Below are 14,774 nucleotides of genomic sequence, written 5' to 3'. Positions count from 1 at the left end.
TTACACCTCCAAGACGAGAAGCTCTGGATCTGCCAGAAGCTGTTTAATGTAGTTCAAGAAGTTTTGCGCTGTCGCACCGTCAACAATACGGTGGTCGAAGCTCAAGGAAAGCGCCATAACGGACGCAGGTACGATTTGACCGTTTTTCACAACCGGTTTTTCTGTAATGCGACCTGCACCCAGAATCGCAACTTCAGGGAAGTTGATGACCGGTGTAAAGAACATACCGCCGACGGAACCGATGTTTGTGATGGAAATGGTGCCGCCCTTCATTTCATTCGGGGACAACTTGCCGTCACGGCCGCGAACAGCCAAATCTTTGATGGACGCTGCGATGGACCATACGTTTTTGCGGTCGGCATCATGGATGACAGGTACCAGCAAGCCGTTGTCTGTATCCGTCGCGATACCGATGTTGTAGTACTTTTTGTAGACGATTTCTTGCTTCTCTTCATCGATCATCGCGTTCATGACCGGGAATTGACGGCAAGCTGCAACCAATGCCTTCACGATGAAAGGCAGGTATGTCAATTTCACGCCTTTTTTCTCTGCGAGCGGCTTCGTGCGCTCACGCAGCGCAACCAGCGCCGTGACGTCGATTTCGTCCATCAGGGTCACGTGCGGAGCCGTGTACACGGATTTGACCATCGCATTCGCGATCACTTTGCGGATGCCTTTGAACGGCACGCGCTCTTCGACGCGCTCGCCGGAAGTAACCACCTGCGCTGCCGCAGCAGGTGCTGCCGCTGCCTCGCCTGCTGCTTCCGCTGCAGGCGCCGATGCCGCCGGAGCCGCTGCGCCGGCTCCAGTAAAGCCGAGCACGTCCTCCCGCGTAATGCGGCCGTGCTTGCCGGTCGGCGTCACCTCTGCGAGGAGGACGCCTTTCTCTCTTGCGAGCTTGCGCACGCTAGGCGTCGCAAGCACTTCGCGCGCCGCGCCGCTTGCGCTAGGCGCAGCCGGTGCTGCCGCAGCAGGCGCTGGCGCTGCTGCAGGAGCCGGTGCCGCCGCTGGTGCAGGTGCGGCAGCCGGAGGTGCAGCCACGGCTGTAGCCGCGTGGCTGGAACCGTGATGCATCGATTCCGCAGGCATCTCGCCAGTGACGTCGATCGTCATCACGAGTTGACCGATCGTGCATACTTGGCCTTCTTTTACAGCGACGGAGACAATCTTGCCCTCAACCGGGCAAGGAACTTCTACAACCGCTTTATCATTTTGGACTTCCATCAGGATCGACTCGTCCGTGACGGTGTCGCCCGCTTTTACTAACAATTTCACGATCTCGCCTTCATGTATGCCTTCGCCAAGCTCTGGGAACTTGTATTCAAACAATGCCACGTGTACGACCTCCTGTACCCTTCGTCTGTGAATTAAAATTCAAGTACTTTTTTAATGCCGGCAATGACGCTAGCTGGGCTCGGGAGCCAAGCATCTTCGATTTGCGCGAACGGATAAACCGTATCTGGAGGAGCTACGCGAAGCACAGGCGCTTCCAGGTGCAGAATCGCTTTTTCGTTGATTTGGGCAATCACTTCAGCGGCAACACCGGACGTTTTTTGCGCTTCTTGGACGATGATCGCACGGTTCGTTTTCTTGATGGAAGCCACGATCGTCTCAATATCGAGCGGAATCAGCGTACGCAGGTCGATAACTTCGACTTTGACACCTTCCGTTTTTTCGATTTCTTCCGCAGCTTTCACAGATGTGTGCACCATTGCACCATAAGTGATGATCGTTACGTCGGAGCCTTCACGAACAACGTTCGCTTTGCCCAGTTCAACGGTATATTCGCCTTCAGGCACTTCAGCGCGGAATGCGCGGTATAAGTTCAGATGCTCCATGAAGAAAACAGGGTCATTGTCGCGGATTGCGGAGATCAAGAGACCTTTCGCATCGTAAGGGTTGGACGGAACGACAACTTTAATCCCCGGCGTTTGAACAAGCAAACCTTCAAGTGCGTCCGTGTGCAGCTCAGCCGCTTTTACACCGCCGCCGTAAGGCGTACGGAACGTAATCGGGGAGTTGTAACGGCCGCCGGAGCGGTAACGCATACGCGCAGCTTGCACGCAGATTTGGTCGAGTGCTTCATAGATAAAGCCGACGAATTGAATCTCGGCAATCGGACGAAAGCCTTGAACGCCCATACCGACGGCAAGACCGCCGATGGCGGACTCAGCGAGCGGCGTATCGAATACGCGGTCTTCGCCGAACTCTTTTTGCAAACCTTCTGTCGCCCGGAATACGCCGCCAACATGACCAACGTCTTCACCGAACAGCACTACGTTAGGATCTCTTTCCAATTCAACGCGCATCGCGTCTTTAATCGCTTGAATCATCGTCATTTGTGCCATGACTGTCTGTGCCTCCTAATTGTCTTCGTATATAAAAGGCTGTTCCGATTAGCCCAGGTAATCTTTCTTTTGCTCTTCCAGGTGAGGCGGCGTAACTTCGAACATCGAATCAATCAAGCCAGGAACCGTCATTTTCGCCGTTTCTTCCGCTTTCTTAATTTGCTCAGCAACCGTTGCTTTCGCTTCTTCTTTCACTTTCGCTTCTTCTTCTTCGCTCCACAGGCCTTTCTTCGTTAAGAAAATGCGCATGCGCGTCAGCGGATCTTTCGGTTCCCACTCCGCCTCTTCGTCTTTCGTACGGTATTTCGTTGTGTCATCCGCCATGGAGTGCGGACGGAAACGGTAAGTAAGCGCCTCAATCAATGTAGCGCCTTCGCCTCTGCGGCCTCTTTCAGCAGCTTCTGTTACGGCTTGAACAACAGCAAGAACGTCCATCCCGTCAACTTGCACGCCTTTGATGCCGGCTGCAACGGATTTGTGCGCAACGGAAAGCGCGCCTGTTTGCTTCGCGTAAGGTGTTGTAATGGCGTAGCCGTTGTTTTGTACGAAGTAAATCACAGGCAGTTTGAAAGAGCCTGCGAAGTTCATGCCTTCGTAGAAATCGCCCTCGGAGCTTCCGCCGTCGCCTGTGTACGTGATCGCTACGCGTTTCTCACCGCGCTTTTTGAATGCCATCGCAACGCCGGTTGCGTGAAGAATTTGCGCGCCGATGATGATTTGCGGCATCAAGACATGCACGTCTTGCGGAATTTGACCGCCGTGCTGATGGCCGCGGGAGTACAAGAATGCTTGGTACATCGGAAGACCGTGCCATACCAATTGCGGCATATCGCGGTAGCCCGGGCAAATAAAGTCATCTTTATTTAAAGCGAATTCACTCCCGATCATGGAAGCTTCTTGACCGGATACTGGCGCGTAAAAACCAAGACGACCTTGACGTCCAAGGTTAACCGCTCTTTCGTCCCACACGCGAGTGAAAACCATTCTTCTCATAAGTTCTTTCAATTGATCATCGCTCAGCTTTGGCATTTTATCCGGGTTAACTACTGTGCCGTCCGGAGCAAGAACCTGCAATGGCTCAACCTTCTCTGTGTACACTTCATAATTTGTTTGGCTGACAAGTGGCTTACTCATACCATTTCACCTCTTATATGATTTGCGTGCCTACAATCTAATCTTCTGTTATAGTATTATTATAATCCTGTTTCGGTGAATTGTACACCAGTAATGGTAAGGTATATGACCTTTTTTCTTCAAAATGTATAGTACAGTTCTCGAAAATATATAATACAGTTTACAAAGAATTAACAACTGCTATAATACACCTACCCTTATTTTAAAAGTGAGGGTTCAACAAGACGACTTTTAAAACTACCTCTTAAAGGAGATCTTTTCCATGTCCGACGACGCCCGCTACTATCAACGCACGATTCTGAGAGAGGAGCTTCCGTCCACTATTCTTGGAGAGACTCGCTCGCTGCGCATCTATTTGCCCCCGGGCTACAATGAACTGCTCTCCTATCCGGTCATTTACTGCCAGGACGGAGAGCAGTTCTTTAACTTTGGGCGCATCGCGACCACGATGACCCGCTGCATTCTGGATGCGGATATGGAGCCCGCCATCATCGTCGGCGTCGATGTGAACGTCGCCACCCGCACAGCGGAGTATGCGCCGGAAGGGGATCGTCATGCGGCGTACTGCCGTTTTTTTGCAGATGAGCTTCTTCCTTATATTGAAAATCGGTACCCGATCCGCGCGGAGCGCTCCGACCGCATCCTGGCCGGGGACTCCCTGGGCGGAACGGTGTCTCTGCATCTCGCCTTAGCTTATCCTAGCCTTTTTTGCCGAGTAATATCCTTGTCAGGCGCATTTTTCGCCTCAACCCGGGAGCAGATTCTAGCTGCGGAAGACTTGTCGTGGCTCGAAATGTACATGCTCATCGGACTCGATGAGGAAGAGGTCAAGACGGAGCGAGGCACCTTTGATTTTGTCCGTGAAAACCGTGAAACGTTAGCGGCGCTGAACAGCAAAAAAGCCGCACTTCATTATCTCGAGAAGCCCGGCAAACATTTGTGGGGGTTCTGGCAGGGAGAACTCCCTGCCGCCCTGCATTATTTTCTTGGTTAGTCCTTAAGGGAGGCAGGTAAAGGAGTCGAGGTGTCACCAGATGTCCGGTTGGTCAATCGCATGCTGCGGTTCGTTAGAAAATAGGTTACTTCTATTAACTTATTTCCCCGGACGGCTCGTGATTTACCTCAATAAGATAACACCGCTATCTTATTATTGGTTTTCATTGTATTTCGGCGACATTTGCCGCAAATAAGTTCGTTTACCTAACTTATCTCCTTACCGATCAGTGTAAACTTCACAATAGGATAACGGCGTTATCTTATTTCTCTAGACACTATTGTGTTTAACCTGACATCATTGGGTATCACGGAGGATGCCGTAACGCTCTTCCATGAGGCGGACCATCTCCAGGATGTCGGCCTCGGACGGGTAGTCAGCGATGTCGGTCGGACCTGCAACGGCAATGCCGGTTTCCGCCGCCACGTCCAGCAGCTGCTGGACGAAGTGCTGCGATGTCAGCGGAATGTGCAGACATTCCGCCAGGGAGGACATGCTCTCCGGCGAGACGTGCGGATAGTCTGCAGACATCCCCTCCGGCACCGCCCGCTCGTAGAAGCCACGGGCCAGCGCCGCTTTTTCCACGCCTAAGCCCTCCGTAATGATGAATGCCTGCACCGCAATCGCTCGCTGCTGCCTGCGCTGCGCGATACCGCAGAACTTGCGGCCCCCGATCGCAAGATCGAATTCGCCCGGACAGAACGAACCGGCCACTTCCCCTTGCTCCACATATTTCGTCAACGAATCCAGCACTTCACGAATCATCGCAACCATGCGATGAAAATCTTTGCGGTGATCCATATCCCCCGCATCCTTCGGATACATCAGGGTGATGTTCACAACACCGCTGTCCAACGGCACCGCCGCACCGCCGGAATTCCGCACGGCAGTAGCATAGCCTTGACTTTGCAGCCAGCCCTTCGCCGCCGCGGCCGCCGGCAGACGGCTGTCGCGAAGCCCCATAATAAACGCGCGGGGATGCCGCCATATATGTAGAATCGGACGCGCTCCCTCATGCATCGAACGGCAGATCAGTTCCTCTACAGCGAACGGATACAGCGCTGGATAAGGGGTCACATCCTCGGAACGATCCAAAATAAGAAGCGAGGAAGGAAACGATGTTGTCTTCATGTAAGTTCTCCTGAACGTGCATAATGTACTGCCGTCCAAATTGTAAGCCAATTTCGTTACAAAAAACAATATTTTTTTCCTGATAGGCAAAGGATATTTACTTTTTTTGTCGAAATAATCATTGAAGATGGAAATTTCTATGAAGTAGGCGAGAAGATTGAATGTCTTTGACGAAATTCTGCTCAACATCTTAGTCCTGTCCATACCGATCGTGTTATATCATCTCACTTGGCATGAATCGCCGGATTCCTTCCGTTTTAAAGGCTCCGCCCCGTATGCCATCAGCATCGTTTGCTCCGTGAGCGCATTATTTTGCATGTCCCACCCCTTATTTATCGTATCTGGAACTGCGTTCGATCTCCGCACCCTTCCTATCCTGGTCGCCTTCCTCTACAGCGGTGTACGTTCGGGTCTTGCCGTTTATCTCGTTATTTTGGGTTATGCCTATGTCATGGACGGTTTGCATTTTCTCTGGTTCGCTTCTTTGGCTGCGCTGCTCGTTCCGTTCATCCTATCCTTCATCTCCCTCAGCAACTGGAAGCAGGTCACGCCGAAAATTATGTTTCCCAGTCTCCTTGCTCTCGCCAGCGCATTCGCGTACAGCTGCATGCTCGTCCTGTACAGGATGAGAATGGATTTACCCATTCCGCATACGTTCATCTACTACACCCTGTTGTACATTCTCGTTCAAACGGCATCCATGGGGATTCTCAGCTACTTCATCGTCCGTATCCAGGAAAATATCGCGCTGCGCCATGAAGTCCATAAATCGGAGAAGCTGAACGTACTCAGCGAACTGGCTGCATCCGTGGCCCACGAAATTCGCAATCCGATGACCGTTGCCCGCGGCTTCATGCAAATGCTCAGCCAGTCCCAAGTCTCCGAGGACAAAAAACGCATCTACACGCACATGGTCATCGAAGAAATCGATCGGGCCCAAAGCATCATTTCCGATTATTTATCGTTCGCCAAGCCCGAGGCCGAGAAAATGGAGGAGCTCGATTTATCTACACTGGCTCAAAAAATCAGCAACCTGATCACGCCGTACGCGGCAATGAGAGGCATCGAGATCGTGTTTGATATTCAGGCTGGCCTGCGAATTAAAGCGAACAGCGATAAAATGACGCAATGCCTGATCAACTTGACGAAAAATGGCATCGAGGCCATGCCGGAAGGAGGTCATTTACATGTCGCCGGTTATCGGAAAGATCACTCCATCATCCTGCAGATTAAAGATACGGGCGTAGGCATGAGCGAAGAGCAGGTACAGCGGCTCGGCACTCCTTTTTACTCAACCAAAAATAAAGGCACAGGGCTCGGGCTCATGGTCTCTTACCGCATCATCAAAAATTTCGGCGGCCAGATCGATGTCCACAGCCAGGAAAACCTCGGCACCTGTTTCACCATCTCATTACCTGCTGTCTGAGGTGCCCGAGGCGGCCAAAATATCCATAATCCCCTTGAATAGCGGCATAGATTGGTTTTTATCCGCAGGTCCCGTATTCTTCACCACGACGGATACGGCATACTTCGGCGCTTCCACAGGGCCGTAGCCGATGAACCATTGATTGATTTTTTCCTGCTTGCCGCTTTGCAGCTGCGCTGTTCCCGATTTGCCCGCCAAGTTCCAGGTCGCCCCTTTCAAGCTCTGCCCCGTGCCGTCTGTCACCACTTCCCTCATCCAATCGAGCAGTGTACGGCTAGTTGCCGCAGTTATGACGCCATCGGGCGAAGTGAGCTTCTTCACCGGGAACTTTTCCATTTCGCGCCCGGTTTGATATTGAATCTCCTGAACCACGCGCGGCTCAAACCCCTTCCCATCATGAAGCAGCGTAACGATCAGATTCGACGCAGCGAGCGGCGTCATGCGTACGTCGCGCTGCCCGATCGCCGTCTGCATAAGCACCCCCTCGTCGTCATGGGGGGTATGCGAGGCGAACAGCTGCCCCGGCTCTTCGCTGTCAAACTGGCGGAAAGCCTCCATCGTGTCTGTTTTCCCCGTCCACCCCACATCGTTCAGCACGCCAAGCTTATTCGCGTATCGCTCCAGCTGAGGAGCCGTCAACCGCTTCATCACATTTGCAAACACGATGTTACAGGATTCTGCGAAGCCCTGTTCCAGCGTCAGCGGACCATGCCCGCCCTTCAGCCAGCAGGTAAACCCGTACTTCCCTAACGCGCCTTCGCAATTGAACGTTTCCGTAGGCGAAACGACCTTCTCATCCAGCGCGGCGGCTGCGACAACCGTTTTGAAGATCGAGCCTGGCGCCGTCGCCTTCACCGCATAATTAATCCAGTTGTTGCTGGAGAGCCGAACATCGCTCTGATCGAAATTAGGGCGGCTCGCCATCGCGATGACATCCCCATGCTCCGCATCCTGCACGACGGCCGCGCCTTCCTTGATGCCCAGCTTATCCATCAAAGCCTCAATCTTCGCCTCAATGTCCATATCCAGCGTCGTCACCAGTTTTACCGGATAATACGCATTATTCGGCGCAATCAGGCGGGCGTCCAACCCAGCCAGCGGTCTTTTGCCGGCGTCTGTAAAATACGAGATCGACGTCTCGCCAAGCCCCCGCAGCCAAGTATCGAAAGACTTTTCGAGCCCGGAGCCGCCGATTTTCGTTGTAAGCGCCATTTTGCCTTTCGCCACATCGGTCCCGTAGAGCTCCTGCACCCGCTCCGGATTTTGCCCGATGAATCCGATCAGTTGGCGCGCTGTCATCTCCGCCGGATAGCGGTCCTCCATATCGACAACCTTGATGTTCGGGAGGCCGAGCGCTTCAATTTGCCCTGCTTGCGAATCGGACAACTGAGCGAATGCACCGCTCTCCCCCGCTCCCCATACCTGGGGCTCCTTCAAATTTTGCAAGAACGTCAGCCAACGCTCCGAACTGGTCTGCAAAATCCGGGCAAGCCGATCAGCATCCTGGCGCGACATTTGATAATCGCTGTGAATGGGAAAAGCGACTAACGCTTTCGCCATTTTGCCTGTCATCGGCTTCCCATGCCTGTCCAAAATTTGCCCTCTGCCGCTTTGGAGCACAAGTGCACGCTGTCGCTGAATGACCGAATTTTTAACAAGATTAATGTCTCTGGACGAATAACTTTCAGCCGTCGCAATTTGAATCCAGAACAGCTTGCCTGCGATCCCTGCAAACACAAGCATCAGTAACAGCAGCGCGATAAAAATCCGTCTTTTTTGAACGGGCGACATCCTGGCTACCCTCATGAACCTTGACCCCTTTATATGTTCGGACTTTCCCCTGATACACTCAGTATCGGCATTCCGTCTCTTAACCAAACCAAGCGACATACCGCTGAAAATAAAAAAACACCCACTCTCCGTCAGGAAAGTGGATGTTTCGGCTTATACCTCGAATTTGGATAACGTATCGTTGAGCGATTTGGACAGCTGATCCAGCTTGTCCGACAATTTGACCAAGCCGTCGCTGATGCTGAGCTGCTCGGAGCTGAGGGACGCCACCTCTTCGGATGTTGCGAGCGATTCTTCCGCAACCGCGCTGACATTCGTCATCGCGTCCGACAAGACAACTTGCGACTGCTCCAACGTGGAGATTGAATCGCTGACCGTGCTCAATCTTTCGATAAAGCCGCCCATGTGGTTCGTCACTTGCTTGAAGATCGTATCGGCTTCTTTCACAGCCGTGATTTGCTCTTGGAAGATCGGTGTTGCTGTGGACAACACTTTCACAGTCTCATCAATCTCGCCTTGAATCGTTTCGGTAATTTGTCCGACGACCTCAATGGACTGCTTGGACTGATCGGCCAGTTTGCGAATCTCATCCGCAACGACCATGAAGCCTTTGCCGGCTGCGCCTGCGCGAGCCGCTTCGATTGTCGCGTTCAAGGACAAAATGTTCGTTTGCTTGGTCATATTGTTAAGCAGAACCAAAATTTTACGAATCGAGCGTGTGCTTTCTTTCAGCTTATCGACTTTATCGACCATGGAACGAATCATTTCTTCCGTCAGATTCGTTTTGGCAATAAGCTCATTCATATACTTCGTTCCGAGCGAGCTCGATGACTGCACGTCGGCGGCAGCTGTACCCATTTCCAGGTTCGCTTCAATAACTTCCTTCATCTGAATCCCGATATGATGCGTCAGCTCGTTGCCGCGTTCCGACTCTGTCGCCAAGCCGCCGGCACCGTTAGAGATCTCATCCGTTGCTACCGCAATTTCTCTCGCAGCAGTCGCCGTCACTTGGGAGGAGTTCGTCAGTTCCTGCGCAGTCTCGAATACTGCTTGGGCGGATGCGCTCGTCTGCTGCACCAAATTCGTGATCTGCTGCATCATGATGTCGAAGCTGGCGCCAAGCTGCCCGATCTCATCCTGCGATTTGTAATTCGCGCGAACCGTCAGCTTCCCTTTCGCCCCTTGCTGCATCAAATTGCGAAGGTGCACCAGCGGACTGCCGATCATTCTCGCTACGAAAATACCGATTAATACGGCAGCAAGCGCAGCAATCAAAGCAATAATAAGCGTGTAATTGAAAATTTTCTTCGCATCTTTCACAAGCGCACTAACCGGAATGTCGCCGACAAGGTTCCACCCCGACACTTGTGATGTATAGAAGGCAACCAAGTGATCGTCTTTTGTCGTAAATGAGCCATTGCCTTGTTCAATCTGTTCCTTCGTCAACTGGACTTCCGCGTCTTTCTCAATCGATTCCAGATTGGCAGTAGCAACGTTTTTGTTGGTCGAGCTCGTGATCACAACTTTACTATCTTCGCCAAGAGAGATGCCGGCGAGCTCTTTGTTCAAGATGTCCGTACCATACTCAATGACAAGAACCGCCGTCGTAGAATTGGAAACCGTATTTTTCATCAAGCGAGAAATCGCAAAGGTGTTGCTGGAGGAGGATGAATATCCCTTCTGCTTGCTTTCCAGCCAAGCCACTTTGCCGGAATTTTCAACCGTCAGCTTAAACCAACTTTCATTGCTGACGTTTTCTGTCATCGCACCGCCGCCATTGCCTGTCAGTACGATTAATTTGCCATCTGGGCGGTAGAGATGCAGCGATTTGATCGACTTATTGGAGAACGTAACCACGTTCAGCTTATCCGTAATTTGTCGAATCGTATCCAGCGCTTCATATGTAGAAGATTCCGTCTTCTGATACTTATCTAGCAGCGTTTGGAGATCGGTGTTCAGCATTAATTGCAGCGAAGTATCGTCGAACGTTTGATACAGAAAATCAAGCTTCTTGCCTGCCTGCGTGACGGTCTGCAAGCTGGAGTCCGCGACCTTGTTCTTAATGACGCTCTTGGAAACTTGATAAGAAATAATCCCAACAGCAAGCACGAATACCAGAATGCTGGCAAAAAACATTAAAAACAACTTCATTCCAACGGATTTGATTGGATTCTCCAATTTTAAACCGCCGCTGCCAAATCCACCTTGGCCGCCTCCTGCTTGTCCAGTCGCTGCTCTAGAATTCCCTTTGCGCAGACCTCCTGTTGCTTGAACGATTTTGTCTACAAATGTTCGAAATCCTTGCTGTTCTTTTTTCATCTCGTTCACCCACCATTAGTTTCTCATTCTACTTTCTCGTTGCCTTAACTTTACAACGTTCGAGCTCACGACGCCGTTGAAAAGGTTTACATATCCTTTATTTCGACAACGCTTTTCAATTTCCTTTAAATTTCGTTACAAATCTAATAAAAAAAAGAAACTTTCTCCACTATACATGAGTCTGGAGAAAGCTTCCATGGTACTATTTGCCTGTTTTTTTACGCATCATATCCCATTTTTTTACAGGTTGAACTGTCTGAATTTTGACAAGCTGAAGCGGATGGCGCGCTGCCGTAAGCGGTTCACCCGCTTCATCCACAATCGAACCGACCGTCTGTTTAAAATGCGTTCCCTCCGGCCCGAAGAATTCAATCTCCTGGCCCGGCTTGAAATGATTGCGCTGCTGAATCAGCGCCGTGCCTGTCGCAGCATCGTAGTCCATGACGAGCCCGACAAAGTCAAAGCCGACTACCTTATCCTCCGGCTCATAAATATGATCCTCATGCCCCGGCGCCTCATAGAAGAACCCTGTGTTGAGCGGACGGTTCGCCGCTTTATAAATTTCTTCCTGCCACAGGGGATTCAGCTTGAAATTGTCCGGATCTTCAAAATAAGCGTCGATTGCCTGGCGATAGGCATTCACCACCGTCGCGACGTAATGAATGCTCTTCATACGGCCTTCGATTTTAAAGCTGTCCACGCCCGACTCGATCATCTCTGCAATATGCTCGATCATACTGAGGTCCTTGGACCCCATCGTGAACGCATCGTCGTCCTCGGTAAACATCGGCACGTCCGTCGCAATCGGCTCCGACAGAGGCTGATCCTTCGCGAACAAGTCGTACTTCCAGCGGCACGACTGCGAGCAGCCCCCGCGGTTCGAATCGCGATCCGTAAAATGGTTGGACAACACACAGCGGCCGGAATACGAGCTGCACATCGCGCCGTGGATGAAAGCCTCGATTTCTACATCGACATGCGCCTTGATCTCGTCGATCTCCTGCATGCTCGCTTCCCGCGCCAGCACGACGCGCTCAATGCCCTGATCTTTCCAGAACTGGACCGTCTGCCAATTCATGACGGATTGCTGGGTGCTGACGTGCACCTCCAGCTTTGGCGCCACACGGCGGCACGTTTCCATAATGAGCGGATCCGCCGCGATAATAGCCGAGATGCCGGCTTCCTGCAGCCCTCTCAAATACTCCTCAAGCCCTTCAATATCCTCGTTATGGGCGTAAATGTTCGTTGCTACAAACACCTTCGCACCGTAGCGATTAGCGAACTCCACGCCTTCCTTCATTTCTTCCAGTGAGAAATTATCCGCATTGGAGCGAAGACCGTACTTCTGTCCGCCGATATACACCGCATCCGCCCCATAATGGATGGCGAACTTCAATTTCTCCAAATTGCCAGCCGGCGCAAGCAGCTCCGGCTTGTCCAAACGAACCCGCTTTCCCCGCGCACGCCGTTCAATTGCTGTTATCATGTGGGATCGCACCTTCTTTCCTCAATCAATAAACCTGCTCTTTATAGAAAAATCCGTAAGACAGCTCGCGCTCAGGGTCCTGCAGCTCTGTAATTGCGGTGAGCCACGCGTCGTTGAAAACGAAGTTCTCCGGATCGCCTGCATACGCATCAATGGCCGCGCGATAGCTTCGAACAACGGCTTCATTGTAGGCCGTCGATTTCAGCAGCCCCTCGATTTTAAAGCTGTCGATATGCCCATCCATCAGTTCGGGTAAATTTTCGAGCATGCACAAATCGTCCGCGCTCAAAATATGCGTGCCATTCGCATCTTCATAGACCGGATAACGCAGCTCGCGGCGTTCGTGCTCAATGAGGAACAACCCTCGATCAATTGAGCGGTCCTGCGCCTCGGCATCATTGCCCTGATGCTCCATATAATTTCGAAGCAGCTCGCGCTTGGAGTGATAAATATTGGTGATGCCATGCACCTGAACTTCAACGGCCAAATCGCATTTCGCCTTAAATTCCAGCACCTGTTCCATATTAAGCTCCCTCGCCAGCACGACGCGAGTTGCGCCTTGGCGCCCCCAGTAATTGGCGGTCGCGTAATTCGTCGACGTCATTTCCGCATTCCAGTGCAGCGGAATCGGCTTCGGCAACTGACGGACGTTCACCAGGATGCTCGGATCCCCGAAAATAACGCCGTCCACCGCCATCTCCTGCAGTTCCGTCAAATAAGGAAGCAGCTCAGGAAGCACGCTGTTCACCATAATATTGTTCATGCTGACGTATACCTTGGCTCCGCGCTCATGCGCAATCTGGACGGCCGCCGCTACGTCCTGCAGCTTCATGTCGCCCGGCAGCCGCATCCCGAAGCGCGATTCTCCGATAATGACGGCATCCGCGCCGGCTTCAATCATTGTTTTTACATCGTGCAGCGATCCGCAGCTGATGACTAGCTCTGGTTTTTTCACTTGCAAACCCTACCTTCTGTCTACTTTGACGCTTTCTTGCTTTCTTCGATGTTCTTCTTATGCTCTTCGAAGGTCTCTGCGAACAGATGCCCCTTCGTCCCGTCTTTCTTCGTCACATAAAATAAATACTTCGTCTCTTCCGGATAAATCGCCGCTTTCATCGACGCAAGGCTCGGGCTCGCAATCGGCCCCGGCGGCAAGCCAGCATTCAGATACGTGTTGTACGGGCTCTGAATCTGCAAGTCCTTCTCCAACAGCCGATCCTTGGGCTTATCGAACAAATATTGTACCGTCGCGTCGATCTGCAGCGGCATGTTCTTCTTCAGCCGGTTCTGAATAACACCGGACACCTTGGCGCGCTCCTCGTCCACGACGACCTCGCGTTCAATCAAGGACGCGATCGTCAGCATTTGATGCACGGTGAGACCGCGATCCTGCAGCTTGGTCTGCCAATCCGCAGGCAGCGTGGCCAGCTTCTTGTCCAGTTCCTGCAGCGTGCGTTCGACGAATTCCTGTTCCGTCGTGTCTTTCTTGAACTCATACGTTTCCGGGAACATGTATCCTTCCAAACGGTGCCTTAAGTTTTTGGAATCCGGAATGGCGGCCGTTGTCTCGTCTTTGAACCCGCCAGGGCTGTCGACGAGTTGGAGAAAGGTATCCTTCTTCCAAGGCGTCTGCTCGGCGAGCTTCGCGGCAATCTGCTCAATCGTAAAGCCTTCCGGGATCGTGAACTTAATCGTCTCTTCCTTGACAACATCGCCGCTGTTCAGCTTTGCGATCAACTCGTCGAACGTCATGCCCGGCTTCATGTCATATTCGCCCGCTTGAAATCGCGAACCTTGCTTCTTGAATTTTAAATAATACATAAAGGCCGTTGCATTCCTAATAAGTCCCTTGCTTTCAAGCGCATTTGATATTTGTACCGTTCCCATTCCAGGAGCGATCGACAGCCTGACCGGCTGATCAGACGCCGCTACGGGCTGGAGCGCGTTCCTGACATACAGCCCGGCGCCTCCCGCCAGACCTAACAGCAGGACAACTACGATGCCCAGGATGAGCAGTACCCGTTTCAGCCTGCCTGTTCTCGGCTTGCGCCATTCCTCTTGCTCATGATCTCTCGTCACTTAATGCGATCCTCCTCCCGCTCACACGATGCGCATGGACAGCCATGCACAACAAAACCGAGCGGA

General features: G+C 52.1%; 11 protein-coding genes. 2 read left to right on the top strand and 9 right to left on the bottom strand.

The window, feature by feature from the left end; genetic code table 11:
• The 3 genes from EJQ19_RS17960 to pdhA are packed head-to-tail and all read right to left on the bottom strand — an operon-like array spanning position 1 to position 3,482.
• A complete protein-coding gene (locus EJQ19_RS17960) occupies positions 1 to 1,335 on the bottom strand; it encodes a dihydrolipoamide acetyltransferase family protein (RefSeq protein WP_126142613.1) in 1,335 nt (444 codons plus the stop codon).
• A 32-nt stretch (positions 1,336 to 1,367) separates the two neighbouring features.
• Complete coding sequence (locus EJQ19_RS17955; RefSeq protein ID WP_126142612.1) at positions 1,368 to 2,348, bottom strand: alpha-ketoacid dehydrogenase subunit beta; 981 nt, start codon at positions 2,346 to 2,348, stop codon at positions 1,368 to 1,370.
• Positions 2,349 to 2,396: 48 nt separating this feature from the next.
• Positions 2,397 to 3,482: a pyruvate dehydrogenase (acetyl-transferring) E1 component subunit alpha gene (gene pdhA / locus EJQ19_RS17950; protein WP_126142611.1), complete on the bottom strand. Its 1,086-nt coding sequence runs from the start codon at positions 3,480 to 3,482 to the stop codon at positions 2,397 to 2,399.
• Between the two features lie 262 nt (positions 3,483 to 3,744).
• On the opposite strand from pdhA, the gene EJQ19_RS17945 reads away from it, so the two are divergent.
• Complete coding sequence (locus EJQ19_RS17945) at positions 3,745 to 4,476, top strand: alpha/beta hydrolase (RefSeq protein WP_126142610.1); 732 nt, start codon at positions 3,745 to 3,747, stop codon at positions 4,474 to 4,476.
• A gap of 297 nt (positions 4,477 to 4,773) precedes the next feature.
• Here the strand turns inward: EJQ19_RS17945 and EJQ19_RS17940 are convergent, their stop codons facing one another.
• Positions 4,774 to 5,607, bottom strand: coding sequence for a lipoate--protein ligase family protein (locus EJQ19_RS17940; protein ID WP_126142609.1), 834 nt, complete (start codon positions 5,605 to 5,607; stop codon positions 4,774 to 4,776).
• 157 nt (positions 5,608 to 5,764) lie between these two features.
• On the opposite strand from EJQ19_RS17940, the gene EJQ19_RS17935 reads away from it, so the two are divergent.
• Positions 5,765 to 7,033, top strand: a complete 1,269-nt coding sequence (locus EJQ19_RS17935) for an ATP-binding protein (RefSeq protein ID WP_126142608.1) — start codon at positions 5,765 to 5,767, stop codon at positions 7,031 to 7,033.
• Here EJQ19_RS17935 and EJQ19_RS17930 read toward each other — a convergent pair.
• The 5 genes from EJQ19_RS17930 to mltG form a co-directional block, all read right to left on the bottom strand.
• Complete coding sequence (locus tag EJQ19_RS17930) at positions 7,019 to 8,824, bottom strand: peptidoglycan D,D-transpeptidase FtsI family protein (protein ID WP_241242967.1); 1,806 nt, start codon at positions 8,822 to 8,824, stop codon at positions 7,019 to 7,021. The two genes, EJQ19_RS17935 and EJQ19_RS17930, sit on opposite strands and share 15 nt — an antisense overlap.
• Positions 8,825 to 8,977: 153 nt before the next feature.
• Positions 8,978 to 11,143, bottom strand: a complete 2,166-nt coding sequence (locus EJQ19_RS17925) for a methyl-accepting chemotaxis protein (protein ID WP_126142606.1) — start codon at positions 11,141 to 11,143, stop codon at positions 8,978 to 8,980.
• A 202-nt stretch (positions 11,144 to 11,345) separates the two neighbouring features.
• A complete protein-coding gene (locus EJQ19_RS17920; protein WP_126142605.1) occupies positions 11,346 to 12,629 on the bottom strand; it encodes a peptidase U32 family protein in 1,284 nt (427 codons plus the stop codon).
• A 25-nt stretch (positions 12,630 to 12,654) separates the two neighbouring features.
• Positions 12,655 to 13,584: a peptidase U32 family protein gene (locus tag EJQ19_RS17915; protein WP_241242966.1), complete on the bottom strand. Its 930-nt coding sequence runs from the start codon at positions 13,582 to 13,584 to the stop codon at positions 12,655 to 12,657.
• A gap of 20 nt (positions 13,585 to 13,604) precedes the next feature.
• Positions 13,605 to 14,708 carry an endolytic transglycosylase MltG gene (mltG, locus tag EJQ19_RS17910; RefSeq protein WP_241242965.1) on the bottom strand — a complete coding sequence of 368 codons (1,104 nt, stop codon included), beginning with the start codon at positions 14,706 to 14,708 and terminating at the stop codon, positions 13,605 to 13,607.
• Positions 14,709 to 14,774: the final 66 nt, after the last annotated feature.

Origin of the sequence: Paenibacillus whitsoniae (assembly GCF_003955665.1) — a bacterium.
Taxonomy (GTDB): domain Bacteria; phylum Bacillota; class Bacilli; order Paenibacillales; family NBRC-103111; genus Paenibacillus_E; species Paenibacillus_E whitsoniae.
The sequence above is the reverse complement of the archived record's forward strand: the minus strand, read 5'-3'. Positions and strand labels throughout refer to the sequence as shown.